Source organism: Burkholderia sp. Bp8984, assembly GCF_003853755.1.
Lineage (GTDB): Bacteria > Pseudomonadota > Gammaproteobacteria > Burkholderiales > Burkholderiaceae > Burkholderia.
Genome location: NZ_QTQN01000001.1, coordinates 253418 through 277470 on the forward strand (window position 1 = coordinate 253418; position 24053 = coordinate 277470).

The window sequence follows — 24053 nt, forward strand, 5'->3', positions numbered from 1 at the left end:
GCCGCTTCCGATCGCCGCGTGCCCGCCACGGACGCGCCCGGGACGCGTCACGCGCGTGGCTTGCTGCCCTGCTCGCGCCACGCCCGCGGCGACATCGCGAACCGCTCGCGAAACACGCGACTGAAATGCGACATGTCGTTGAATCCCCAGCGCAACGCGATGTCGGACACGCGCAGCACCGCGCATTGCGGATTCACGAGATCCTGCGCGCACCGTTCGAGCCGCAGGTTCCATACGTAACGCATCAGCGACGTGTTCTCGGCCTCGAACAGCTTGTTGATGTACCGCGACGAAATCCCGATCGACCGCTCGATCATCAGCGGGTTCAGCTCCGGGTCGTGCAGGTGCTCGAGCAGATGCCGCTTCACACGCGTCAGCGTCAACGCCTTCATCCTCGACTGCGCGAGGTCGTTGCGCTGCATGCCCCCGAGCGTCATCGCGATCAGCGAGATCGCGGTATCCGACAACTGCCGCATCTCGTCCTCGGTCACGCTACCGATCTGCGACGACATCTGCTCGAGAAACGCGCGCATGACGCTGCCGACGCCCTCGCCGGTTTGCGTCGGGCTGGCCGTGCGGTGTTCCATCCCGACGACGAGCTGGTTCAGCGTCGTGCGGGGAATGCTGACGACGATCTCGCGCCACGACTGGCCGAACTGCAGGTGGTGCGGCCGTGTCGCGTCGTAGATCGCGAAATCCCCGGGGTGCAGCGTGACGATCTTGCCGTCCTGCTCGACCGATTGGCTGCCCTCGAGCATCAACACGCCGAAATACTTGTCCTCATACTCGCTGCGCGCCTGCCGATACCGCCGGATCACGGCCTGCTCGCTCGCGTGGATTTCCGAGATTCGCATCTTTTCGCATTTGCGCTGTCGCACCTGGCCGAAGAAATCGTCCTTCTGCACGGCCGCGATCTGCACGTCCGCGAACAGGCGCAGAATCGTCTCGCGCCAGAATTCGATACGCTGGCTGAGCGAGCCTTCGGTCGCCACCTCGATGGCCGAATTCGTCCGCTCATCCGGCGGGCTGTCGGACGCCGGGCCGGGCGCGTCGCCGCTTGCGGCGCGCGCGATAGGACGCATCGTCATGGTCGTGCCCCACATGGGTTAGCAAACACGCAGCCGGTAGCGTGCCCGTTCAAAAGCGCATTGTCCAATCGATCGCCGTGTACGCCGCGTTGCCGGTCGGACCGGCACGCGGCGCGGCGGCGATGCGCTACCGCTCCGGACATGTCATGCGAATGTCGTCTGCCGCCAGTCGGAAGACTGCTCATACGCATAGGCGCAGCGGTAGAGCGTCGCCTCGTCGAAGCGGCGCCCGACCAGTTGCAGCCCGATCGGCAGTTCGTCGGCCATCCCGCACGGCAGCGACATGGCCGGATGCCCGGACACGTCGAACGGCGCGGTATTCGCGAGCATCTCGAACGCCCGCGTCAGCGACTCGGACATCGCGCAACCGGGCTCCGGCAGTTTCGACGCGCGCATCGGTACGGTCGGCATCACCAATACGTCGTACGACTGCAGCGCCGCGTCGTAAGCCGATCGCAAGCGCCGCGCGAGGTTCTGGCACTTCGCGTAGTAGCGCCCGCGATACCGGCTCGTGAAATATTCGCCGAGCAGCATCGTCACCTTCACGGTATCCGGCAACTCGTCGGCGCGCTCGCGCCAGCCCGCGTGATGATCGATCATGCCGGTCACGTACAGGCCGCCCCAGTTGAAACCGTGACTGTTGCCCTTCATCATCTGCTGCGTCGCCCCCTCGGCCGCGATCGGCAGCCAGATCGCGGTGCCGGCCGCATGCAGCGGCACCGACACCTCTTCGACGCTCGCGCCCAGCTTGCGCAACCGGTGCGCGGCGACCAGCACGGCCTCGTCGACCACTTTCTCCGAATTCGCGAGCCCGAACGCCTCGCGCAGAATGCCGATCCGCAGGCCTGCGATGCCGTCGCGGATCCCTCCGAGATAGTCGGTGCGCGGCGGCAACGCCCGCTGGCGCGGATCAAGCCCGTCGTCGCCCGCGATGACATCAAGCAGCAGCGCGTTGTCGAGCACGGTGCTCGTCATCGGCCCCAGATGATCGACGGTCGCCTCGATCGGCATCGCGCCGGTGTAGGGCACGAGCCCGTGCGTCGGCTTCATCCCGTAGACGCCGCAATAGGCGGACGGGATCCTGACCGAACCGCCCTGGTCGCCGCCGAGCGCCATGTCGACCTCGCCGCTCGCGACCAGCGCGCCGCTGCCGGACGACGAGCCGCCGGACGAGTGCCCGGCCTTGCGCGGATTGTGCACCGGCCCCGACGCGCTCGTGTGCGAGCCGCCGGAAAAACAGTAGTACTCGCAGGTCGCCTTGCCGGCGATCGTGCCGCCGGCGTCGAGTACGCGCGTGACGACGGTCGCATCGATATCGGGCACGTAGCCCTCGAACGTGCTCGAGCCATTGCGCATCGGCACGCCGGCGACGCAGATGTTGTCTTTCACGGCCACCGTCTTGCCGCGCAGCTTGCCGTCGGCGGCGCCGTGGATCGTGCTCTTGCGCGCCCAGGCGCCGTACCGGTTCTCGTCGCCTTCCGGGCGGTAGCCGGGCGTGCGCGGATACGCGACGACGGGCAGATAGTCGGGCAGCGCGTCGATCGCGTCGTACGCGTCGAAGTTCGCCTGCAGCGCCTCGTCGTATTCGGCGAGTTGGCGGGAATCGACATGAAAGCCGAAACCGGCTGCAATGTCGGACAGTTGTTCGCGGGTCGGGCGTTTGATGGCCATCGACGTTCTCCAGTTCGGTAAGCGGCACCGCCGGCCCCCGGCGGTGCCGGCGGGATTCAGCGGGCGATGGCGACGGCGTCGCGCATGAGCCCCGTGCGCGGATGGCAGTTCACGTATTCGTAGACCTGATGCCTGGCGTCGAAGACGGAAACCTCGTGATACAGCCGCAGTTTCGACAGCCCGGTGACGACGCGGAAGAACGTGACGAAGATCCGCAGGTGCGTCGGATGGGATTCGGCCCAGCGCTCGAGGCGGTCGAGCGAGCGCCAGTGGCCGATGTTGTAGCTCTCGTCTAGCACGTTGCCGTCGAGATCGATCGAGCGCACGTAGCGATTGCTGTAGCAGCCGACGTCCGTGCCGTTGTCGCGCAGGAATTCCATTCCGCTGCGCAGCGTCGGCTCGATCTCCTCGAGATACAGTCGGCGCTCGTCGTGCTCGGCCGCACGCCAGTCCTGACCGGATCGAATCAGCGCGATGTTGTCGTGGGCCAGTACGACCACGCGGCCACCTCGGGCCGGATCGCCCTCGACGATGCGCAGCTCGCCGTCCGCGCGCATCCAGTCCGTCTGCGAGATCGGGAACCGGTCGCGCATCGATCCCCAGTAGCCGTGCTCCTCGATCTCGCCGCTGACGCCGTCCATGATCGCGCCGACGCCCGGGAAATCGCTCGTGAATGCGTAAAGCGTCTCGAACTGCTCGGCGCGCGGCGCGACGATTTCCCGGAAGTAGCCGATCCCGTCCGCGAGGCGCGCGTCGGAGGCCCACCATTCGACGAGTGCCGGCGACGCGATCCAGCGCGCATACGCGGCCGGATCGCGCCAGTAGCCGACGGCAATCAGGTTCTCGTAGCCCTGGTCGTCGGTGTGTTGCGTCAGATCGAAGTTGTTCGGCCCGTCCTGCGCACCGAAATCGGCGACGATCCGGCGCAACGCGGCCAGTGCCGTGGCGCGCTTGTCGGCGCCGCGATACTGCACGCCGAAATAGCCCATCACGACCTGGCTCAAGTCTTCGGCGGCCCGGGCGACGTACATCGGGAACGGCGGCTGGTAATCGTCGGCGACGCGGCGCGACAGCGTCCGCGGGCAGATCAGGTGTTTGTCGATGGCGGATTCCATGCGTGACCTCTCTGGAAAGGGAATCGGATGTCGAGGTTTCGACGTGGGGGACAAGGAGCGGCCTGCGCCGGGCGTATCCCGGCGCAGGCGGGTCGTCAGAAGATGTGCGCGTAACGCAGGCCGGCGAGCAGGCTGTTCTTCGGGCCGTTGCGCACGCTCAGGTCGGTGCCGAGCTGGATTTGCACCTGATCGGCCTTCGTCACGAATTTCGCCGCGGTGATCCGCATGCGCGTCGTGCGAAGCGCGTCGTTGTTGTCCGCGCCGCCGACGCTCGTTTCACCGCCCCAGAGCTGGGTGACGCCGATCCCGAGCGACGTGCCCGGATCGGGCATGTAACGCACCATCGCCTGTGCGCTGTAGCTCATCCGCTGATGCAGCGTCGTGCCGCTCGCGCCGTATGACGTGTTGTTGCCGTACCAGATCGCGTCGCCGACGAGATCGAGCGCCCACTGCGGCGAAAAGTGCTTGATGTAGGCCGCCTGGAAATCGAGCGACCAGCGGTTGGCGCCGAGATTGAGACCGCGGTTCTGGTCGTAACTCCCCGTGGGCGCGTAAACGTAGACCGTCGCGGCGACGACGTCCTTCGCGTCGTTCAGGCGGAATTTCAACGGCGCGGTCAGGATCACGTCGCCGACACCGTTCGTACTGCCAAGCGTGCCGGCGTTGCCGAAGCTGCTGACGTGACCGAACGGCAGCAACACCTGCGGATCGATCGTGAGCCTGTCGGTGAGCTGGAACACATGCAGCAGACGGGCGATGCCGACATTGGACTGCAGGTCGAAATCCGACGTCCGGTGGCCGTTCGCATAGTACGCGTTCGTCGCCGAATAGTTGTAGTACAGCACGCCGATCGTCGCGCCGACCGGATACTGCTCGTAGTCGCCGGGATCGACCTCGACCGCGCCCGCGTAATGCGATGCGACGACCATCAGCGACAAGCCGATCCAGCGCGCGATTCGCTTCAGTTTCATTCTGTTGCCGTTGTCCATCATGCTCCTCACCTGGATGCTCAGACACCGCCACGCTCGACGTACGACGAACGGGAACCGTTTCCGGACGATCAAATCGCGGGGTGCTGGCTGACTGTTGTTCCGCCGGTACTCGCGGGAGTGCCGGCGATTCGCGACATCGAACGGCCGTCGCTTGAGGGTGAGAATAGAAAGGCAAAATCCGCATTTCTGTTTTCCGGCGGAACAAGAAATTGGCTGTGGCGGACCTGTGCTGCCAGTGCCATACGGCGGTCGCAAAACGTGCGCGGGCGACCGCCGTCGCGAGCCGGGCGCCCCGTCGATGCCGCGAATCGCCGTGCATCCGATGCGCGCCGGCCCCTGCCGCGCGCGCGGGGCCGTCTCAGCATAGTTTCCGATCCGTGCCGGCAAAGAACCGCGCTTTTTCTCTTCTTACCCTGCTCGTCGAGCGTGGCCGACACCACGCCTTTGCACCCCGCCACGGCAGCCGCAACGCCACGGCGGCGGTCAACCCGAACCACCATAAGGAGCCCCACGATGAGCGCGACCCCTTCCGCGGAAACAGCCTCGACGCCCGGCGAACGTGCCTGGGCGCTGTTTCGCGTGATGAAAGAAAAGAACCTGATCCCCGACGGCTATATCGAAGGCCTGACCGAGCTGATGTCCACGACGTGGGATCCGGCCAACGGCGCGCGCATCGTCGCGCGTGCGTGGGTCGACCCGGCATTTCGCGAACTGCTGCTGAAGGACGGCACGGCCGCGTGTGCGCAGTTCGGCTACACCGGCCCGCAGGGCGAATACATCGTCGCGATCGAGGACACACCGACGCTGAAGAACGTGATCGTCTGCAGCCTGTGCTCATGCACGAACTGGCCGGTGCTCGGGTTGCCGCCCGAGTGGTACAAGGGCTTCGAATATCGTGCGCGGCTCGTCCGCGAAGGGCGCACGGTGCTGCGGGAACTCGGCACCGACCTGCCCGACGACGTCGTCGTGAAGGTCTGGGATACGACCGCCGAAAGCCGCTATCTCGTGCTGCCCGTACGGCCGGCAGGCAGCGAGCACATGACCGAGGAACAACTGCGCACGCTCGTCACGAAGGACGTGCTGATCGGCGTTGCGCTGCCGCGCGCGCACTGACGCGCCCCCCGTTTCGCTCTCGACCTTCATCTCGGAGATCACCTCATATGGACGGCTTTCACGACCTCGGCGGATTCCAGGGTTTCGGCCCGGTGCCGCACACGATCAACAGTTTCGGCTACAAGCCGGTCTTCAAGGAAGACTGGGAGCATCTCGCGTACAGCCTGATGTTCGTCGGCGTGGACCAACTGAAAAAATTCAGCGTCGACGAGGTACGTCACGCAGTCGAACGCATCGACGTGCGCCAGCACGTCGGCACGCGCTACTACGAGCGCTACGTGATCGCGACCGCAACCTTGCTCGTCGAAACCGGCGTGCTCACGCAGGACGAACTCGACCGCGCGCTCGGTTCGCATTTCCGGCTCGCGAACCCGCCGCGATCCGGCGGCCGGGCGGCGCCGCCCGACTCGACGCGGTTCGAGGTCGGCGATCGCGTCGTCGTGCGCGACGAATACGTCAGCGGCCACATCCGCGCGCCGGGCTACGTTCGCGGCAAGAAAGGCATCGTGCTGCACCGGACGACCGAATCGTGGCCATTCCCGGACGCGATCGGGCACGGCGACACCGGCGCCGCGCATCAGCCGACCTATCATGTCGAGTTCCGCGTGAAGGATCTGTGGGGCGACGCCGCCGACGACGGCTACGTCGTGGTCGACCTGTTCGAAGGCTACCTGGATCGCGCGTCCGGGCAGAACGCATGACGACGCCGGAACACCGGCGAGCGCCGGCCGCCGCGCCGCCGAGGATTCCGGTCACCGTGCTGTCCGGCTTCCTCGGCGCCGGGAAAACGACGTTGCTGAACCACATCCTGCGCAACCGCGCCGGCCTGAAGGTCGCCGTGATCGTCAACGACATGAGCGAAGTAAACGTCGACGCCGACGATGTGCGGCGCAACGTCGAGCTGCATCGCGGCGAGGACGAACTGGTCGAAATGAGCAACGGCTGCATCTGCTGCACGCTGCGTGCCGATCTGCTCGAGCAGATCAGCACGCTGGCGCGGCAGCGTCGCTTCGACTATCTGCTGATCGAGTCGACCGGCATCTCGGAGCCGATGCCGGTCGCGGAGACGTTCGCGTTTCTCGACCGCGACGGTTTCAGCCTCAGCGAGCTCGCGCGGCTGGACACGCTCGTCACGGTGGTCAACGGCGAGACGTTCGAGGACATGATCGCGTCGGCCGAACCGGTCACGCGCGACGCCACGCTTGCGGACGGCAGCGATTCCGGTCCGCCGCGCAAGCTGTCGGACCTGCTGATCGAACAAGTCGAATACGCGAACGTGATTCTCGTGAGCCGACTCGACCGGATCGGCCATGCGGGTTTCGACCGGCTGCGCGCCATTCTGGCGTCGCTGAATCCCTCTGCGCGAATCCTGCCGATGCAGCACGGCAAGGTCGATCCGTCAGACGTCCTGGATACGCGGCGCTTCGATCTCCCGGCGCTCGTCGAATCGCCGGGATGGATGCAACGCATGCAGGTCGACGAGCGCCCCTCGGAATCGGATGCGTACGGGATCGCATCGTGGACCTATCGCGAACGTGCGCCGTTTCATCCGGCGCGCCTGCTCGCGTTGCTGCGTCGCCCCTGGACCAACGGCCGACTGCTTCGCTGCAAGGGATATGTCTGGGTTGCGCACCGATATGCGGACATCGCCATGCTCGTGCAGACGGGCGGAGCGTTCCAGTGGGGTTACGTGGGGCGATGGTGGCGATTCGTTTCTCGGGCGGACTGGCCGCACGACGACTATCGTCGCGATGGCGTGCTGCAAAAATGGCAAGAGCCGACCGGTGATTGCCGGCAGGAAATCGTGTTCATCGGGCAGTCGATCGATCACGTCCGGTTGCGTCGCGAACTCGATGCGTGTCTGCTGACGGTCGAAGAAATCGACGCAGGCCCGGAGTCGTGGCTCCAGCTTCCGGAAGCCGACGCGTTCGACGCGCTCGCGACCACCGCCCGTCCGTGACGCGAGACTCGATGACTTCGGCCGCAACGCCAGCGTCCAGTGGCTTTCGGTCGCCGGTGAGCGCTGCGCCCGGTTCAGCGTGACGTGAATCCCGACAGCGCCGCCGAGGGCAGTTTTCTTCAATACGGACCTGCACGGCTTCTTTAGTCTCGATGCGACTTTGACATTCGCATGGAGGCAATCAATGAGCATGCTGGTTTCGATGGCCGCGTTCGCGCTGGCGTCGTCGATCACGCCCGGTCCCGTCAACATCGTCGCGCTCAGCGCGGGCGCACGCCACGGCCTCGGCGCGAGCCTGCGCTATGCGGCCGGCGCGACGCTCGGCTTCGTCGCGCTGTTCCTGCTGATCGGCCTCGGGCTGCACGCGGTGATCGCGCGCTGGCCGATGCTGACCACCGCCGCCCAGTGGTCGGGGATCGCGTTCCTGCTTTACCTCGCGCTGCGGCTCGCGCTCGACGACGGCCGGCTGTCGGCCGATCCGGACGATCCGGCTGCGCCGAACGTCGCCGGCCCGTCGGCGGCGGCCGGCGCGGCGATGCAATGGCTGAATCCGAAGGCGTGGCTCGCGTGCGTGGCTGCGATGGGCGCATATGCGGCCGACGGCGAGCCCGCGCAAGTGTGGCAATTCGCGGCGTTGTATCTGGTGATCTGCTTTGCGTCGATCGCGTGCTGGGCGTATGCGGGTGCGTCGCTGCGGCACCGGCTCGCGAATGCGCGGCGGATGCGGCTGTTCAACCGCGCGATGGCGCTGCTGCTCGCGGGCAGCGCGCTTTATCTGCTCGACGTTTAGTGCCGTTGTTTCGGTGTGTGGTCGCGGCGCCGGCACCGCCGCACGGTTCGCCGGTCAGCTCGCGGCGCTTCGATACTGCCCCGGCGTGGCGGCCGCGATGCGCCGGAATGCGCGCTGGAAATGCGCCTGGTCCGCGAAGCCCGCATCGAGCGCGACGTCGGCGATCGGCCGGCCGCGGCGCAACTCGGCCCGCCCGTACTGCACGCGGCGGTCGATCAGGAACGCATGCGGCGTCATCCCGTAGCGGGCGTTGAACGCGCGGATCAGGTAGGACGGCGACAAGTCGGCGGCCGCGCAGATCGCATCGAGCGAGACGGCCTGACGGCAATGCGCGGCGATGTAGTCGGCCGCGCGCGCGAGCTTCGCGTTGTCGGCCCCGCGCCGGGCTGCGTCGGGCAGCTCGCGATCGAGCGCGCCGTGCAGCCGTGTGAAGAACTCGACCGCCGCGCTCTCCTTGCCGAGCGGATCGACACCGGGCGCCACGAGCGTGCGGTAAAAGCCGCCGAACCGTGCGAACAGGTCGCGCCGTTCCGTCAATTTCGGCGAAAAGCCGTGAAAATCGCGGTTCGGGTCGCGCCCGAGCGAATGCTGCAGGCGGGTGAGCCACGGCACGTCCACGTAAACCATCCGGTACGCCCATGCGTCGGGGCCGTACGGATTGCACGCATGCACCTGCTCCGGATCGATGATCACGAGCACGCCGCGCCCGACGTGCTCCTTCGTCGCGCCGTTCAGGTAGGTGCTCGTGCCGCCGACGATCGCGCCGAGCGAAAACGTGTCGTGCGTGTGCTTCGCGTAGCAGATCGTCCGACCGTCGTCGACGGTGCGCGCCTCGATGAACGGCAGCGCGGCGTCGCGCCAGAACGGCGACGGCATGGCGAGGGGGTTGGCGGAACGGCTCACGCGACAGGCTCCCGGATTGGACGGCGAACGCACACCGTACAAGACTGCGCGGCGCGATGCAACCGCGACCCGACGCTTCGCGGCCGGATCGCCTAAGCTTTGAATTCGGCCGCCGCGGCACGCCCGGCGGGTTCCGTTCCCTCTTCCAACCGATACACTCATGCACATCGATCTGACAGGCAAGACCGCGGTCGTCACCGCTTCCACCGCCGGCATCGGGCTGGCGATCGCCGAAGGGCTTGCGCAGGCGGGCGCGCGCGTCGTCGTCAACGGACGCAGCGACAAGTCGGTCGACGCCGCGCTCGCGCAGCTGCGCAGCGCCGTACCCGGCGCGGACCTCGACGGCGTCGCGGCCGACCTGTCCGACGCCGCCGGCGTCGCGCGCATCACGCAGCACACGCCGGAGGCCGACATCCTCGTCAACAACGCGGGCATTTACGGGCTGAAGGCGTTCTTCGACATCGACGACGACGAATGGGCCCACTACTTCCAGATGAACGTGATGTCGGGCGTGCGTCTCGCGCGGCACTACCTGAAGGGGATGCTCGCGCGGAACACGGGCCGCATCGTGTTCATTTCGTCGGAGTCGGGGCTGAACATCCCGGTCGACATGATTCACTACGGGTTCACGAAAACCGCGCAGCTCGCGATCGCGCGCGGCCTCGCGAAACTCGCGGCCGGGACGCGCGTGACGGTCAATTCGGTGCTGCCGGGGCCGACGATGTCGGAAGGCGTGCGGGCGCTGCTGAAGGAAACGGCCGACGCCACGGGCCGCAGCATCGACGACGTCGCGGTGGATTTCGTGCGCAGCGAGCGCGCGAGCTCGATCATCCAGCGGCCGGCGACGACGGAGGAAGTCGCGAATCTCGTTGTGTACGTGTGCTCGCCGCAGGCCTCGGCGACGACGGGCGCGGCGTTGCGCGTCGATGGCGGCGTGGTCGACACGATAGCGTGACGACTGCGTGACACGCTCGCGCGGCGCATGGCGGCCGCGCGACGCGCTAGCGCGAGGCGGCCTTGTCCGATTGAAGCGTGCCCTTGCGATCGGCGTCCATGCAGGTATCGAAGCCGTGTTGCGTGACCGCACCGGCCTTGTCGAACACGACGAAGAAAGCCCGGTGATCGTTGTCGTGCTCGATGAAGTAGTTGTAGCAGACGCCGCTGCCGTTGCGGACCATCCACACGCTGCGCGGGTTGCCGCCGGCGCGGACGACGTCGGCGCGCGTCGCGCCGTGCCGCGACGCGGCCCTCGCCAGCGGCGTGCGCGAATACGAGAACGGCAGCCACGAGTCGAACCACGCGCAACCGTGCAGCATCAGGCAGCTGGCGGCCAGGGACAGCGTCGCTGCGGGGCGGGACATCGGAATCAATCGCATGCTTGGTGAAATCTGCTGCGCCATGCCGGCGTGATCGAAAGCCCCATGCTACTCGACCTTTGGGTCCGGATCGAAAAGAAATGTAGAGACTTGTGTCCGATGCGCTGCCCGACGCAGTCCGGCGCGTGCCCGATCGTCACGAATCGTGGCCGTGCCGGGCGCGTTCGCGCGCCCGCCTTCTGACGTCGATGCGTCGGAGCGGCGCGACGGGCGGCGTCGTCAAGCAATCCATTCCGCCCACAGCATCGTCAGCACCGTCATCAGCGCGGGGCCGACGAACAGCCCGATCAGCCCGAACGTCTCGGCCCCGCCGAGGATGCCGAACAACACGAGCAGGAACGGCAGGCGGGTCGAGCTGCCGATCAGCACCGGCCGCACGAAATGCTCGGCGACGAACACGACCACGAAGCCGAGCACCAGCACCACGACGGCCCACGCGGTCGCGCCCTGCACGAACAGCCAGAGCGCCGCGCCGCAGAACACGATCGGCGCGCAGAACGGCAGCATCGCGGCGACGGCCGTGACGAGGCCGAGCAGCGCGGCGTGCGGAACCCCGGCGAGCGCATACGCGACGCCGAGAATGGCGCCCTCGCCCAGCCCGACGACGACCAGCCCGGTCACCGTGCCGTACACGGCCGAGACCATCCGTTCGATCAGGTCCGCGCCGCCGCGGCCGAACGCGCGCCGCGCGCCCTGCAGCAACGCGCCGGACAGCTTGTGGCCGGCCCGCATGATCACGAACAGCGTGACCAGCATGAAGCCGAACTCGAACAGCGCATGCGCGAGCTTCGTGCCGAACTGCCGGCCGAACGCGATGAACTTCTCGCCGCTCGCGCCATGCATCGCGCTGCCCGCGTGCAGCGGATGACCGAGATTGGCCTGCCACCACTCGGTGACCTGCGCGGCACCGTACGGCAACCGGCCGACGACGTCCGGAAGCGGAATGCCGTTGTCCTGGATCGAATGCAGCCAGAGGCGCAGGTCGTGCGCCTGCGAGATCGCCTGCGCGAGCGCGATCGCGACCGGCAGCACGACCAGCAGCGACACGCCGGCGGTAATCACGGTCGCGATCAGGGTCGGCCTGTCGCGAAACCAGCGGTGGGATTCGAAGCGTTTCAGCAGCGGCCACAACGCGATCGCGATCACGCAGGCCCACGCGATGGCGGGCAGGAAATCGCGGATCACCCACAGCGCGAGCACCAGCAGCGCCGCATACAGCACGGCGCGGGCGATCTGCTGGGCACGCGGCCGCGTGGCGGAATCCTGGGAAGGCGAGACATGTGCGCGCATGGCACCTCGGTCGAAATGAAAAAATGGCGGTCGTGCAGGCCGCGAGCCTGTACGAACCGCCATTCTATCCATCGACGCCGCAACGGCATGCGCACGCACTGCCAAGCATCGTCAAATGCGTGCCGCGAACGCCGCACCGCCGCGCGGTGCAACGCGTGCTCAGGCCGCCTTGTCGGCGACGCGGTAGCGTTCGAGCCAGTGCGCGTACGGCGCGGGCAGCGTCCACGACGGCCGCTCGACCCCGAGCTGCCTGGCCGCGTAGTACGGCCAGTGCGGATCGGCAAGATGCGCGCGGCCGACCATCACGAGATCGAGCTGCTGCTCGGCGACGACGCGCTCGGCCAGTTGCGGCGTATCGATCCCCCAGGCGGACGACACCGGCAAGCCGGCCTCGCGGCGCACGCGTTCCGCGATCGGCGCGAGGAACGCCGGGCCCCACGGAATGCGCGCGTCGGGCGTCGAGAAGCCGACCGACACGCTCAGCATGTCGAGGCCTTCCTGCTTCATCCGCTGCGTGAGCGCGATCGATTCGGCGAGCGTTGCTTCATCGCGCCCGTCGTATTCGATCACGCCGAGACGCGCGGTCAGCGGCAGGTGCTCCGGCCAGACCTGGCGGACGGCCTTGAGCGTGTCGACGAGGAAACGGCCGCGGTTTTCCGCCGAACCGCCGTACTCGTCGTCGCGCTGGTTCGAATGCACGGAGAAGAAGCTCTGGCCGAGGTAGCCGTGCGCGAAGTGCAGTTCGAGCCATTCGAAGCCGAGGTCGCGGGCGCGCTTCGCCGACGCGACGAAGTCGGCCTGCACGCGGGCGATGTCGTCGTGCGTCATCGCGCGCGGCGTCTTCGGCAGGTGCGCGCCGAACGGCACCGCCGACGGTGCGATGGTCTGCCAGCCGCGCGGATCGCCGTCGGCGATGTGGTCGTCGCCTTCCCACGGACGGTTCGCGCTCGCCTTGCGGCCCGCATGCGCGATCTGGATGCCGGGCACCGCGCCGGCCGCCTTGATCGCCGCGACCGACGGCGCAAACGCCGCGGCCTGCGCATCGGTCCACAGCCCGGCACAGCCCGGCGTGATGCGGCCTTCCGGCGACACGGCCGTCGCCTCCGCGATCACGAGGCCCGCGCCGCCGCGCGCGATACCGGCCAGATGCACGTGATGCCAGTCGTTGACGACGCCGTCTTCGGCGACGTACTGGCACATCGGCGGCACCGCGATGCGGTTGCGCAGCGTGACATCCTTGAGTTTGAACGGTTCGAACAGGGCAGACATCCACCACTCCTTTGCTTGGTTCTGCGAAACGACTGGATGAGCCGCCGCGCGGTGCGCACGGCGGAAAGATGCGAGCCGTCGCCGGGACGGTCGCGCCCGACGACGGAAACCATCCGGCGCCGGTCATGCCGGCGCCAGGCTCGGCTTACTGACGGCCGAGCTTCGCGAGCAGCGCCTCGGCTGCCGGCTCCGACGACGCGGGGTTCTGCCCCGTGATCAGCAGCCCGTCGGTGACGACATGCGGCGCCCAGTCGGCGCTGCGCTCGAACTGCGCACCGTTGGTCTTCAGCATGTCCTCGACGAGGAACGGCACCACTTCCGTCAGCTCGACGGCCGCTTCCTCGCTGTTGGTGAAGCCCGTCACACGCTTGCCGCGCACGACCGACTCGCCGGTCTTCGGGTCCTTCACGTGGCGCAGCACGCCCGGCGCGTGGCACACGGCCGCGACCGGCTTGCCGGCCGCCAGCGCGCGCTCGATCAGGCCGATCGAATGCAGGTCCTCGGCGAGATCCCACAGCGGGCCATGCCCGCCCGGATAGAACACCGCGTCGTAATCGTCGACCGACACCTCGGCCAGCTTGCGCGTGGCAGCGAGTTCGGCCTTGGCCGCCGGATCCGCGTCGAAGCGGCGCGTCGCGTCGGTCTGCGCGGACGGATCGCTGCTTTTCGGATCGAGCGGCGGCTGGCCGCCCTGCGGCGACGCGAGCGTCAACTCGACGCCCGCATCCTTGAACGTGTAATACGGCGCGGCCAGTTCCTCGAGCCAGAAGCCGGTTTTCTTGCCGGTGTCGCCGAGCGTGTCGTGCGAGGTCAGGACAACCAGAATCTTCATGATCGGACACTCCTTAGAAATGGGGGAACGGGGCCGCGTCGCGGCGGCGGCGACGGCGCGCCTGCGGGTTAGGCCGCTGGCGCGCGTCAACGTGCCGGCTCCGTACCAAAAATATTGCCAGGCCTAATAGACCAGTCGTCTAGAAATGGCTCGAAAAAAAGCGACGGCATCACCTGCGCGCCCAGCCAGCATCGCAGCGCGATATGGCATTTTCGCGACGTCGCATTCATGAGCCTGGATGATAGCGTCGAATTAGACCGGTCGTCTAGAAACCCGCCATTCGGCCCTGCCGCCGTCATGGCTTTTGCGACGGAGCGCGTGCCGCAACGTCCGTTGCGGAGCGCGCCCCGCTCCCCGGTTCGCGCCGCGTCGGCTACCCGTGCAGCGGCCCGTCCGTATCGCCGGCGTCGATCACCGGCGTCTCGAGCCGATGGCCGCGAACGCCGTCCGTGAGCAACGCCAGCATCAGGTCCGCGAGCGCACGCCCGGTCGCATGTCCGGTCGGCTGCACCACCGCCGTCACGCGATGCGGATGCGCGACGTCCGGCGGCACGCCGTCGTAGACGATCAGCGACATGTCCCGCCCAAGCTGCAAGCCGCCGTCGATCAGCGCCCGGAACGCGCCGCCGCCCACGATGTTGTTGTCGACCAGCAGCGCGGTCGGCCGTTCGGCCCGGGTGAGCAGCGCCTGCACGCCCTGCTGCCCGCCCTCGCGCGTAAACGGACACTCGACGAGCAGTGCCGGATCGGGCGCGATACCGGCCTCGCGCAGCGCCGCAAGATACCCGGCGCGACGCTGCATCGCGAAATTGAGCGACAGCGGCGCACTGATCATCGCGATACGGCGATGACCGAAGCCGATCAGGCGCCGCACCGCATCGCGCGCGCCGGCCTCGTTGTCGAAATCGAACCACGCGTAGGGCTCGGCGGCTTGCGTGCGGCCGTACGCGACGTACGGAAACGCTTGCGAACGCAGGTACGCGAGGCGCGGATCGTCGACCAGCGTGCGCGCGACGATCAGCCCGTCGACGAGCTTGCCGTCGACGAGCCGGCGATACGTGTCCAGTTCGGCGTTCGGCCGCGCGGCCGCGATGATGAAGTCGAGATTGCGCTCTGCGAGCCGTTCGGTGATGCCCGCGACGACCTCGCCGAAGCGCGGATCGCCGAGATCTCCCGCGCCGAACGGGTACACGATGCCGATCGCATCCGAGCGCCCCGTCGCCAGCCGGCGCGCGGTCGGATCCGCGACATAGCCAAGGTCGCGCGCGGCCTTCATCACGCGCTCGCGGGTCGCCTCGCTCACGTCGTCATAGCCGTTCAGCGCCCGACTGACCGTCGTGCGCGACAGCCCGAGCGCATCCGACAGTGCCTTCAGATTCACCTTCACGTCGCTCCTCGCGTTGTGCATGCCATTCGGCCGCGCCGCTCGCGCAGCAATTATTGCCGAATGGTAGTTATTACCGTCAAATATTTATCTTTTGACGTCCAAACCGGTTTGAATTAGCATCCAAACCGGTTTGGATATCGATATCCCGTCAGCAGTTCCTTCTCACCGTCAACGGAAACTACGCCTACATGACTTACTTTCCTTTTTGCCGCGCGACCGCGGCCAAACGTTTGCTGTTCGCTGGCGCGGCACTGGCCGCCTTCGCGTCCGCGTCGTGCGTCGCCCATGCGCAGAGCACCGGCGCCCCCGCGCCCACGCCGCATACGCAGCAGGCCTATGACCCCGAAGGCAACTTCACGATGCGCTGGACCCGCGCGGACATCCGCCAGATCGTCGCGCAGTCGCACACGGCCGGCGCCGACAAGAACTCGCTGCCGCAGGCGCTGACGATGCCGGACATCCCGCAGGATTTCCCGCTGATCAACTCGAACGTGTGGGTCTGGGATACCTGGCCGCTCGCCGACCTGCGCGCGAACCAGCTCAGCTACAAGGGCTGGGAGGTGATCTTCTCGCTCACGGCCGACCCGCATGCCGGCTACACGTTCGACGATCGTCACGTCCACGCGCGCATCGGCTTCTTCTACCGCCGCGCCGGCATTCCCGCGTCGCAGCGGCCCGCGAACGGCGGCTGGACCTGGGGCGGCCACCTGTTCCCGGACGGGGCGAGCGTCAAGGTGTTCGGCACGTCGCCGATGACCAACAACGCCGAATGGTCGGGCTCCGCGCGCCTCACGCAGGGCGACAACGTCAGCCTCTACTACACCGCGACGTCGTTCAACCGCTCGGCGCCCGGCGGCGCCGACATCACGCCGCCGCAGGCGATCATCACGCGCGCCGACGGTCATATCCATGCCGACGACAAGCACGTGTGGTTCAGCGGCTTCGACGATCACAAGGCGCTGCTGCAGCCGGACGGCAACTACTACCAGACCGGCCAGCAGAACACCTACTTCTCGTTCCGCGATCCGTTCGTGTTCACCGACCCCGCGCATCCGGGCAAGACCTACATGGTGTTCGAAGGCAACACGGGCGGCCAGCGCGGCGCCCGGACCTGCACCGAGGCCGACCTCGGCTACGCGCCGAACGATCCGTACCGCGAAGACCTCAACGCCGTGATGAACTCGGGCGCAGTGTATCAAAAGGCCAACGTCGGCCTGGCGGTCGCGACGAACCCGCAACTGACCGAATGGAAGTTCCTGCCGCCGATCCTGTCGGCGAACTGCGTCGACGACCAGACCGAGCGCCCGCAGATCTATCTGAAGGACGGCAAGTACTACCTGTTCACGATCAGCCACCGCACGACGATGGCCGCGGGCGTCGACGGGCCGGACGGCGTCTACGGCTTCGTCGGCAACGGCATCCGCAGCGACTTCCTGCCGCTGAACGGCGGCAGCGGCCTCGTGCTCGGCAACCCGACCGACTTCTCCGCACCGGCCGGCGCGCCGTATTCGCAGGACCCGAACCAGAACCCGCGCGAATTCCAGTCGTATTCGCACTTCGTGATGCCGGGCGGGCTCGTCGAGTCGTTCATCGATGCGATCGGCCCGCGTCGCGGCGGCACGCTCGCGCCGACGGTGAAGGTCAACATCAACGGCACGTCGACGGCGGTCGACCGCACGTACGGACGTGGCGGCCTCGGCGGTTACGGCGACATCCCGGCGAACCTGCCGGCGACGGGCGCCGGTCACTGACGGCGACGCGGGCACCCGTCCGTAACGAGTCCGTAAAGGGCTCGCTACGAACGCGGCGGGCACCGCCCGCGTCGAGGCGGCGCACGTCATGCGTGTCGCGTGCGCGCCGCCTCCCTCCTTCGCAGAATCGCGCATGGCGCCGTCGCAAGCGGCATGCGCGTTCCTTTCCCGCTTCGCGCGCCGAAGCACGGAACCCCGCATGAAATCGACGTTTTTTCGCTTTTCCCGCCGGATCGCCCGGCTGCTGTTCGCGTGTGCGGCAAGCGCGGCCTGCACGCACGCCACCGCCGCGCCCTGCGGCACGCCGCCCGGGGACGGCACGCCGCAATGGCGACCGGCCGTGCATTACACGCCGCAACGCAACTGGATGAACGATCCGAACGGCCTCGTGTACGAGAACGGCCGCTATCACCTGTTCTACCAATACAACCCGCTCGGCCACGACTGGGGCAACATGTCGTGGGGCCATGCGACCAGCACCGACCTTGTCCACTGGCGCGAGCACCCGGTCGCGATGCGCGCGAACGCGACGGAGGAAATCTTCTCCGGCTCGATCGTCGCCGACACGCACAATACGTCCGGCCTCGGCGCGGCGGGCGAGACGCCGCTGGTTGCGCTTTACACGAGCGTCTACAAGGACGGCTCGGGTCACGCAGCCGGCACGCAGGCGCAGTCGCTCGCGTACAGCCTCGACCACGGCGCGACCTGGCGGCCCTACGCGCGCAATCCGGTGCTCACGCTCGATCCGGAATCGAAGCAGTTCCGCGACCCGAAGGTGTCGTGGTACGCGCCGGGACGCTACTGGCTGATGACGACCGTCGTCGCCGATGCGCAGGTCGTGAAGCTCTACCGTTCCGACGACCTGATTCACTGGTCGTTCCTGAGCGATTTCACGCTGCCGGACGTGCCGCATGCGGGCGCGTTGTGGGAAATGCCCGACCTCGTGCCGCTGCCCGTCGACGACGATCCGCGGCACATCAAGTGGGTCATGATCGTCAACGTCAACCCGTGGTCGATCGCCGGCGGTTCCGGCGCGATGTATTTCGTCGGCGACTTCGACGGCCGCACGTTCGTCCCCGACCGGGTCGCACCGGCCGGCTCCGATCCAGCACGATTCCGCTGGGTCGATCACGGCGCCGACTTCTATGCGGCCGGCACGTTCTCCGGCGCGCCGGGCGCGCGCCCTGTCGCGATTGCATGGATGAGCAACTGGGACTACGCGGCGAAAGCGCCGACGGCGCCCTGGCGCGGCGCGACGACGGTGCCGCGCGAACTCGCGTTGAAGACGATCGGCGGTGAACCGACGCTCATCGTGACGCCGGCAGCCGCGTTCGACGCGTGGGCCGACGGGCGGCCCGCCGTGCATGAAGGCAACCTGAGCGTCGAGTCCGCCACGCGCGCGCTGTCGGACACCACGCGCGGCACCGTCCAGCGCATCACGGTGACGATCGCGCCGCGGCGCGCGGCCCGCGCGGGTTTGATCGTGCGGGGCTCCGCGGATGGCTCGATCGGCACCCGGATCGTGTACGACACGGCGAAGCGCACGCTGACGCTCGATCGCTCGCGCTCGGGCGACACGGATTTCGCGGGCACGTTCAGCCGCGAGCACATCGTCGATCTGCCGCTCGAGCACGGGCAACTGCGGCTCGAAATCGTCGTCGATCGCGGTTCGGTCGAGGTGTTCGCGAACGGCGGCCGCGTCGCGCTGACGGACCTGATCTTCCCGCCGCCCGATGCGGACCGCGTCGCCGTGTTCGCCGAGCACGGGAGCGCGACGTTCTCGGGGTTGACGGTCACACAGCTCCACGGACGCGATCAGGCCGGCGACGTCCGTGACGCCTGTGCATCACGCTAGCGATGCGGTTGCACGGCGGGGCTGCACAGCCCGACCTCGCGTCAGGCCGTGCAGCCCCGCCGGTTCCACGCTCAAAGCAAGCCCATCCCGCCCGACGCGATGATTTCCGCGCCGACGATGAACGCCGACTCGGGCGCGCTCAGGTGCAGCACTGTCGACGCGATTTCATCCGGCGTGCCGAACCGGCCGATCGGGACGAGCCCCCTGATCTTGTCGGCCGTCTCGTCGAGCGTCGCCGCATCGAGGCCGAGCTTGCCGTACAGCGGCGTCTGGACCGGCCCGGGGCTCACCACGTTCACCCGCACGCCGTGCGGCAGCAGTTCCGTCGACAGCGTCTTCGCGAACGAATTGACGGCCGCCTTGCTCGCCGCATACACGGACGACCCCGGCATCCCGATGTGCGCGTTGATCGAGCCGTTGATCACGATCGACGCGCCGCGGTTCAGCAGCGGGACGAGCGCCTGGATCTGGAAATACGCGCCCTTCACGTTCGTGTCGAACACGAGGTCCCACAACGCCTCGTCGATATCCGCGAACGGTGCGAGTTTGGCGACGCCCGCGTTGATGAACACGGCGTCGAGGCGCGCACCGGCGGCCGCGATCGCGTCCGCCAGCGCCCGCGCCGACGCGACGCTGCCGGCCTCGTTGCGGATCGCGAGCGCGCCGTCGTCGAGCGACTCGCGCGCGGCGGCAAGCGTCTGCTCGTCGCGGCCGGTGATGACGACCCGCGCGCCTTCGGCCGCGAATGCCCGTGCGGCCGCCAGGCCGATGCCGCTGTTGCCGCCCGTGACGAGGACCGTTTTTCCTTCGAAGCGTTGCATGATGTTCTCCTTGAACCGGTGAGTTGACCGTGAACACAGGATGCGCGCGGCGCCCGGCCTTGCCGTACGACCGGCGCGGCAGACACGTGCGAAATCTTCGAACGTGTTTGCCCCGGCCGTCAGGCGCGTGCCGGCCCGGCGCGCTCAGCCCGACACGTCGATCCCGTCGAGCAGGCGCTGCGCGAGCCGCGGTTCGCGCAGTTGCTCCAGCCACCATTGCAGCGCGCGGCCGTCGCGGTCGCCGCGCCACGCGACGTACAGCACGTTCGGCTCGCGCGGATCAGCCGTTTCCTTCTCGACCAGCTCGCCGCGCGCCAGCAGCGACGTGACCCGCCGGCGCGGCACCCAGCCGACGCCGAGCCCGTCGCGCTGCGCGAGGATCTTCGCGCGCATCGACGGCACCGCGAGCACCGCCTGTCCGCCGAGCAGCCCGTACACGCGGCCGACGGCCTGCCGCGACGAGTCGGCGACGACGACCGCGCGATGCGCGCCGATCGCGTCCCGGGTCAGCCGCACGCCCGCCGACGCCAGCGGATGGCGCGGCGCGACGGCGAACACCCACTCCATCGCGCCGAGTTCGAACCATTTGAAGCCCGGAATCGCCGGCGGCTCGTTGGTCGCGCCGACGACCAGATCCGCGCGACCATCGCGCAGCGCTTCCCAGGTGCCGCCGAGCACTTCGTGCGTGAAACGCAGCGACACGCCCGAATCGAGCGCATCGAATGCGCGGACGACCGGCAGCAGCGTATCGAATTCCAGCACCTCGTCGCTGACGATCCACAGCCGGTCCTCCCAGCCGCTCGCGACCTGCCGCACGCGCTGCGTGAGCCGCGCGACGTCCAGCGCGAGGCGCGATGCCTCGTCGGTCAGCAGCTGGCCGGCCGGCGTGAGCTGCAGCCGGTAGCCGCGGCGGTCGAACAGCAGCGCGTCGAAGCGTGTTTCGAGCTGCCGCGCGGCGTGCGACACGGTCGACGGCGCCTTGCCGAGCCGTGCGGCCGCCCGCGACAGGCTGCCGGTGGCGCGGATCGCATCGAGCAGCGCGAGTTCGTCTTCGGACAGCATGAGCGCACTCCGGTCGGGGGGTCTGGTGGATCGTAAGGCAGCGGCGGGCGCCAACGCAATCGAATGGCACTGCCGGCAGCGGGCGGATGCCGTGCCGGCCGGGGCACCGCAGCGCGCCGTGCCATTTGCCGCATCCGGCGCGCGTTGCGTGCCAGGTGCCGCCTTTCCCTGCCCCCTCGACGCCACGCGCGTGCCCTGGCCGAGCGATGCCGCCCGCGCATGCGCGAACGCCGATCCGGCCATGAACTTCCGGTATGCTGATCGACGTCATATTTCCGCATTCGAGGTAACCACTACGATGGACATCGCGATCCGCATCGAAGGCCGTCACGACCTGACCGGGCAGATCTTCCGGCAGTTGCGCACCGCGATCGTCGACGGGCGGCTCGAAGGCGGCGCCCGGCTGCCGTCGACGCGCGATCTCGCGAAGCAGCTCGGCGTGTCGCGCAAGACGACGCTCGACGCGTTCGAACGTCTCGTCGCCGAGGGTTACCTGAACACGCGCGCGGGCGACGGCACGTTCGTCGCCGGCGGCCTGGCGCGGGTTCCGCACGCGGCGGCGGCCGCGACGCCGTCGCTCGTCGAGGACGCGCCGCCCGTCCATGCCGTCGACGCACGCGCGCTGTGGGACGAGTTGCCCGACGCGCTCGCGATGCCCACCCCGCCGGACACGCCCGCGTTCGACTTCCGCGGCGGCGTGACCGACAAGGCACTGTTTCCGTTCGACGCATGGCGCCGCTGCCTGCATCACGCGCTGCGCCAGCAGGCGCGCGGCCCCGGCCAGTACCATGCGCCGGCCGGCGATCCACAGCTGCGCGGCGCGATCGCGCGCTACGTCGCGTTCAGCCGCGCGGTCGCGTGCGGCTGGGACGACGTGCTCGTCACGCAAGGCGCGCAACAGGCGCTCGACCTGATCGCACGCGTGGTCGTGCGGCCCGGCGACGTCGTCGCGGTCGAGAATCCCGGTTATCCGCCGGCGCGCGCGGCGTTCGCGTCGCTCGGCGCGACGGTGATCGGCGTGCCGGTCGATGCGCACGGCCTCGTCACCGGGCGGCTGCCCGACGACGCGCGCCTCGTCTACGTGACACCGTCGCACCAGTTCCCGCTCGGGATGCCGATGACGCTGGAGCGGCGCGTCGCGCTGCTCGAATGGGCGCAGCGCCGCCGCGCGGTGATCATCGAGGACGACTACGACGGCGAGTTCCGCTTCGAAGGCCGGCCGGTGGAATCGCTGAAGAGCCTCGACCGCACGGGTCTGGTCGCGTACGTCGGCACCTTCTCGAAGACGATCTTTCCTGAACTGCGGATCGGCTACGCGATTCCGCCGCGCGCGCTGCGCGGCGCGCTCGCCAAGGCGAAGCAGATCGTCGACTGGCACACCTGCACGCTGACGCAGGCGGCGCTCGCGCGCTTCATGCTCGAAGGCGATTTCGCGCGGCACCTGCGGCGCGTGCAGAAACACTACGACGCGCGCCGCAAGATGCTGCTCGCGCATCTGCGCGGCGGCCTCGCGCCGTGGTTCGACACGATCGTGCCGACCGCCGGCATCCACCTCGCCGCGCACCTGAAACCGGGGCTCGACGAAGCCGCGCTGGTCCGCGCGGCGCGTGAGCACGACATCGGCCTGTACGGGATCACCGCGTTCCACGTCGGCTCGGCGGCCCGCGCGGGGCTGCTGTTCGGCTATGGCGGGATCGACGCGCTGCGCATCGACACCGCGCTCGCGAAGCTGGCCGCGCTGCTGGATTCAGGCCGGGTCGGCGGACCGCCACTGGTTACCTGAATTTTCCAGGAATTGGCCATTCAAGCAGGCCAGTGGCACGCTTAAAGTGGGTCCTGTCGCGCCACCGGGCGCATCCAACCGAACAGGACCTGCCATGCAACCGCGTCTGAACTTCTATACCGCCAGCCCGAACGCCATCAAGGTGATGCGCAACGCCGAGGAATTCCTCGCGAAAAGCTCGATCGAGAAGCCGCTCGCCGAACTCGTCCGGCTGCGCGCGTCGCAGATCAACGGCTGTGCGTTCTGCGTCGACATGCACACCACCGACGCACGCAACGGCGGCGAAACCGATCGCCGCCTGGCGACGGTCGTCGTCTGGCGCGAAACGCCGTTCTTCACCGAGCGCGAACGTGCGGCGCTCGAATGGACCGAAGCGCTGACGCTGGTCGCCGACAACCACGTGCCCGATGCCGTGTGGGAAGCCGTGAAGCCCCATTTCAGCGACACGGAGTTGTTCGAGCTGTCGATGCTGATCGCGACGATCAACACGTGGAACCGCTTCGCGATCGCGTTCCGCAAGATGCCCGAGTAAGGGGAGACGACGATGATGCGCTCCAGCCCCACGCTCCGCCGCGCGATGCTGTGCACGTCGCTCGCGCTCGGCGCCGCGTTGCCGGCCGCCGCCCGCGCGCACGATACCGGCGACAGCGTGCACGCGATCATGCAACAGGCCGTGCCCGAAGCGCCCGGCAAGCTCGCCGTCGTCGCGACCGTCGACTATGCGCCCGGTCAGGCATCCGAAGCGCACAAGCACCTCGGCTCGGTGTTCGCGGTCGTGTCGAAAGGCGAAGTGCTGTCGCAGGTGAACGACGGCCCGGTGCGCCGCTATCGCACCGGCGAAGGCTGGTACGAGCCGCCCGGTTCGCGCCACCAGATGTCGCGCAACGCGAGCGCGACCGAGCCCGCGCAAATTGTCGTGTTCGGGCTGACGGGCGAGCATGTGCCGCTGAAGTCGCCGATCGATCAGTGATTTAGGAGGCCGTGCCGCGTCGGGC

Annotated in this window: 22 protein-coding genes; 10 read left to right on the forward strand and 12 right to left on the reverse strand. The window is 68.2% G+C overall.

Going from position 1 to position 24053, the window contains the following annotated elements; genetic code table 11:
- Positions 1 to 47 precede the first annotated feature (47 nt).
- The 4 genes from DID98_RS01075 to DID98_RS01090 form a co-directional block, all read right to left on the reverse strand.
- Positions 48 to 1088 (reverse strand): helix-turn-helix domain-containing protein, encoded by a 1041-nt coding sequence (locus tag DID98_RS01075; RefSeq protein ID WP_044843148.1) that lies wholly within the window; start codon positions 1086 to 1088, stop codon positions 48 to 50.
- A 144-nt stretch (positions 1089 to 1232) separates the two neighbouring features.
- Positions 1233 to 2759: an amidase gene (locus tag DID98_RS01080; RefSeq protein WP_124519641.1), complete on the reverse strand. Its 1527-nt coding sequence runs from the start codon at positions 2757 to 2759 to the stop codon at positions 1233 to 1235.
- 56 nt (positions 2760 to 2815) lie between these two features.
- The gene (locus DID98_RS01085) at positions 2816 to 3874 is read right to left on the reverse strand and encodes a phenylacetaldoxime dehydratase family protein (RefSeq protein ID WP_124519525.1); all 1059 of its coding nucleotides are present in this window, start codon (positions 3872 to 3874) and stop codon (positions 2816 to 2818) included.
- Positions 3875 to 3969: 95 nt separating this feature from the next.
- Positions 3970 to 4866 carry a transporter gene (locus tag DID98_RS01090; protein WP_124519644.1) on the reverse strand — a complete coding sequence of 299 codons (897 nt, stop codon included), beginning with the start codon at positions 4864 to 4866 and terminating at the stop codon, positions 3970 to 3972.
- Between the two features lie 513 nt (positions 4867 to 5379).
- On the opposite strand from DID98_RS01090, the gene nthA reads away from it, so the two are divergent.
- The 4 genes from nthA (at position 5380) to DID98_RS01110 (ending at position 8729) form a co-directional block, all read left to right on the forward strand.
- Positions 5380 to 5979: a nitrile hydratase subunit alpha gene (gene nthA, locus DID98_RS01095; protein ID WP_124519526.1), complete on the forward strand. Its 600-nt coding sequence runs from the start codon at positions 5380 to 5382 to the stop codon at positions 5977 to 5979.
- A 47-nt stretch (positions 5980 to 6026) separates the two neighbouring features.
- Positions 6027 to 6680 (forward strand): nitrile hydratase subunit beta, encoded by a 654-nt coding sequence (nthB, locus tag DID98_RS01100; protein ID WP_124519646.1) that lies wholly within the window; start codon positions 6027 to 6029, stop codon positions 6678 to 6680.
- Complete coding sequence (locus DID98_RS01105; protein WP_124570035.1) at positions 6677 to 7939, forward strand: GTP-binding protein; 1263 nt, start codon at positions 6677 to 6679, stop codon at positions 7937 to 7939. Before nthB ends, DID98_RS01105 begins: the two co-directional genes overlap by 4 nt.
- Positions 7940 to 8123: 184 nt before the next feature.
- A complete protein-coding gene (locus tag DID98_RS01110) occupies positions 8124 to 8729 on the forward strand; it encodes a LysE family translocator (protein ID WP_124519529.1) in 606 nt (201 codons plus the stop codon).
- Positions 8730 to 8783: 54 nt separating this feature from the next.
- On the opposite strand, the gene DID98_RS01115 is transcribed toward DID98_RS01110, so the two are convergent.
- Positions 8784 to 9632, reverse strand: a complete 849-nt coding sequence (locus tag DID98_RS01115; protein WP_185500283.1) for an AraC family transcriptional regulator — start codon at positions 9630 to 9632, stop codon at positions 8784 to 8786.
- Positions 9633 to 9792: 160 nt separating this feature from the next.
- On the opposite strand from DID98_RS01115, the gene DID98_RS01120 reads away from it, so the two are divergent.
- Complete coding sequence (locus tag DID98_RS01120) at positions 9793 to 10587, forward strand: SDR family NAD(P)-dependent oxidoreductase (protein WP_124484914.1); 795 nt, start codon at positions 9793 to 9795, stop codon at positions 10585 to 10587.
- A 46-nt stretch (positions 10588 to 10633) separates the two neighbouring features.
- On the opposite strand, the gene DID98_RS01125 is transcribed toward DID98_RS01120, so the two are convergent.
- The 5 genes from DID98_RS01125 to DID98_RS01145 form a co-directional block, all read right to left on the reverse strand.
- Complete coding sequence (locus DID98_RS01125; protein ID WP_044843011.1) at positions 10634 to 11008, reverse strand: hypothetical protein; 375 nt, start codon at positions 11006 to 11008, stop codon at positions 10634 to 10636.
- Between the two features lie 219 nt (positions 11009 to 11227).
- Positions 11228 to 12298 (reverse strand): AI-2E family transporter, encoded by a 1071-nt coding sequence (locus DID98_RS01130; RefSeq protein WP_124519532.1) that lies wholly within the window; start codon positions 12296 to 12298, stop codon positions 11228 to 11230.
- Positions 12299 to 12457: 159 nt separating this feature from the next.
- Positions 12458 to 13567, reverse strand: a complete 1110-nt coding sequence (locus DID98_RS01135; protein WP_044843009.1) for an NADH:flavin oxidoreductase/NADH oxidase — start codon at positions 13565 to 13567, stop codon at positions 12458 to 12460.
- Positions 13568 to 13712: 145 nt separating this feature from the next.
- The gene (locus DID98_RS01140) at positions 13713 to 14399 is read right to left on the reverse strand and encodes a type 1 glutamine amidotransferase domain-containing protein (protein ID WP_044843008.1); all 687 of its coding nucleotides are present in this window, start codon (positions 14397 to 14399) and stop codon (positions 13713 to 13715) included.
- Positions 14400 to 14772: 373 nt separating this feature from the next.
- A complete protein-coding gene (locus DID98_RS01145; RefSeq protein ID WP_124484916.1) occupies positions 14773 to 15807 on the reverse strand; it encodes a substrate-binding domain-containing protein in 1035 nt (344 codons plus the stop codon).
- A 167-nt stretch (positions 15808 to 15974) separates the two neighbouring features.
- On the opposite strand from DID98_RS01145, the gene DID98_RS01150 reads away from it, so the two are divergent.
- Entirely contained in the window at positions 15975 to 17537 is a 1563-nt protein-coding gene (locus DID98_RS01150; RefSeq protein WP_124519533.1) for a glycoside hydrolase family 68 protein, read from the forward strand.
- Positions 17538 to 17736: 199 nt separating this feature from the next.
- Positions 17737 to 19392: a glycoside hydrolase family 32 protein gene (locus tag DID98_RS01155; RefSeq protein WP_124519535.1), complete on the forward strand. Its 1656-nt coding sequence runs from the start codon at positions 17737 to 17739 to the stop codon at positions 19390 to 19392.
- Between the two features lie 71 nt (positions 19393 to 19463).
- Here DID98_RS01155 and DID98_RS01160 read toward each other — a convergent pair whose 3' ends face one another.
- Both DID98_RS01160 and DID98_RS01165 read right to left on the reverse strand, forming a co-directional pair.
- A complete protein-coding gene (locus DID98_RS01160; protein WP_124519537.1) occupies positions 19464 to 20213 on the reverse strand; it encodes an SDR family oxidoreductase in 750 nt (249 codons plus the stop codon).
- 144 nt (positions 20214 to 20357) lie between these two features.
- Positions 20358 to 21275 (reverse strand): LysR family transcriptional regulator, encoded by a 918-nt coding sequence (locus DID98_RS01165; protein WP_124519539.1) that lies wholly within the window; start codon positions 21273 to 21275, stop codon positions 20358 to 20360.
- A 298-nt stretch (positions 21276 to 21573) separates the two neighbouring features.
- Here DID98_RS01165 and DID98_RS01170 point away from each other — a divergent pair, with 298 nt between their 5' ends.
- The 3 genes from DID98_RS01170 (at position 21574) to DID98_RS01180 (ending at position 24028) form a co-directional block, all read left to right on the forward strand.
- Entirely contained in the window at positions 21574 to 23058 is a 1485-nt protein-coding gene (locus DID98_RS01170) for a PLP-dependent aminotransferase family protein (RefSeq protein WP_124519541.1), read from the forward strand.
- Between the two features lie 94 nt (positions 23059 to 23152).
- Positions 23153 to 23590, forward strand: a complete 438-nt coding sequence (locus DID98_RS01175) for a carboxymuconolactone decarboxylase family protein (RefSeq protein ID WP_044843002.1) — start codon at positions 23153 to 23155, stop codon at positions 23588 to 23590.
- Between the two features lie 12 nt (positions 23591 to 23602).
- Positions 23603 to 24028 (forward strand): cupin domain-containing protein, encoded by a 426-nt coding sequence (locus DID98_RS01180; RefSeq protein WP_124484922.1) that lies wholly within the window; start codon positions 23603 to 23605, stop codon positions 24026 to 24028.
- The last annotated feature ends 25 nt before the right edge of the window (positions 24029 to 24053 follow it).

What these genes read in the sequence shown, in the direction of transcription:
- DID98_RS01145 (WP_124484916.1), bottom strand. Translation starts at nt 15,807, where the DNA reads ATGCACAACGCGAGGAGCGACGTGAAGGTGAATCTGAAGGCACTGTCG.
- nthA (WP_124519526.1), top strand. Translation starts at nt 5,380, where the DNA reads ATGAGCGCGACCCCTTCCGCGGAAACAGCCTCGACGCCCGGCGAACGT.
- DID98_RS01105 (WP_124570035.1), top strand. Translation starts at nt 6,677, where the DNA reads ATGACGACGCCGGAACACCGGCGAGCGCCGGCCGCCGCGCCGCCGAGG.
- DID98_RS01140 (WP_044843008.1), bottom strand. Translation starts at nt 14,399, where the DNA reads ATGAAGATTCTGGTTGTCCTGACCTCGCACGACACGCTCGGCGACACC.
- DID98_RS01175 (WP_044843002.1), top strand. Translation starts at nt 23,153, where the DNA reads ATGCAACCGCGTCTGAACTTCTATACCGCCAGCCCGAACGCCATCAAG.
- DID98_RS01085 (WP_124519525.1), bottom strand. Translation starts at nt 3,874, where the DNA reads ATGGAATCCGCCATCGACAAACACCTGATCTGCCCGCGGACGCTGTCG.
- DID98_RS01120 (WP_124484914.1), top strand. Translation starts at nt 9,793, where the DNA reads ATGCACATCGATCTGACAGGCAAGACCGCGGTCGTCACCGCTTCCACC.
- DID98_RS01170 (WP_124519541.1), top strand. Translation starts at nt 21,574, where the DNA reads ATGGACATCGCGATCCGCATCGAAGGCCGTCACGACCTGACCGGGCAG.
- DID98_RS01125 (WP_044843011.1), bottom strand. Translation starts at nt 11,008, where the DNA reads ATGCGATTGATTCCGATGTCCCGCCCCGCAGCGACGCTGTCCCTGGCC.
- DID98_RS01160 (WP_124519537.1), bottom strand. Translation starts at nt 20,213, where the DNA reads ATGCAACGCTTCGAAGGAAAAACGGTCCTCGTCACGGGCGGCAACAGC.
- DID98_RS01150 (WP_124519533.1), top strand. Translation starts at nt 15,975, where the DNA reads ATGACTTACTTTCCTTTTTGCCGCGCGACCGCGGCCAAACGTTTGCTG.
- DID98_RS01110 (WP_124519529.1), top strand. Translation starts at nt 8,124, where the DNA reads ATGAGCATGCTGGTTTCGATGGCCGCGTTCGCGCTGGCGTCGTCGATC.
- DID98_RS01075 (WP_044843148.1), bottom strand. Translation starts at nt 1,088, where the DNA reads ATGACGATGCGTCCTATCGCGCGCGCCGCAAGCGGCGACGCGCCCGGC.
- DID98_RS01155 (WP_124519535.1), top strand. Translation starts at nt 17,737, where the DNA reads ATGAAATCGACGTTTTTTCGCTTTTCCCGCCGGATCGCCCGGCTGCTG.
- DID98_RS01135 (WP_044843009.1), bottom strand. Translation starts at nt 13,567, where the DNA reads ATGTCTGCCCTGTTCGAACCGTTCAAACTCAAGGATGTCACGCTGCGC.
- DID98_RS01165 (WP_124519539.1), bottom strand. Translation starts at nt 21,275, where the DNA reads ATGCTGTCCGAAGACGAACTCGCGCTGCTCGATGCGATCCGCGCCACC.
- DID98_RS01180 (WP_124484922.1), top strand. Translation starts at nt 23,603, where the DNA reads ATGATGCGCTCCAGCCCCACGCTCCGCCGCGCGATGCTGTGCACGTCG.
- DID98_RS01090 (WP_124519644.1), bottom strand. Translation starts at nt 4,866, where the DNA reads ATGATGGACAACGGCAACAGAATGAAACTGAAGCGAATCGCGCGCTGG.
- DID98_RS01130 (WP_124519532.1), bottom strand. Translation starts at nt 12,298, where the DNA reads ATGCGCGCACATGTCTCGCCTTCCCAGGATTCCGCCACGCGGCCGCGT.
- DID98_RS01080 (WP_124519641.1), bottom strand. Translation starts at nt 2,759, where the DNA reads ATGGCCATCAAACGCCCGACCCGCGAACAACTGTCCGACATTGCAGCC.
- nthB (WP_124519646.1), top strand. Translation starts at nt 6,027, where the DNA reads ATGGACGGCTTTCACGACCTCGGCGGATTCCAGGGTTTCGGCCCGGTG.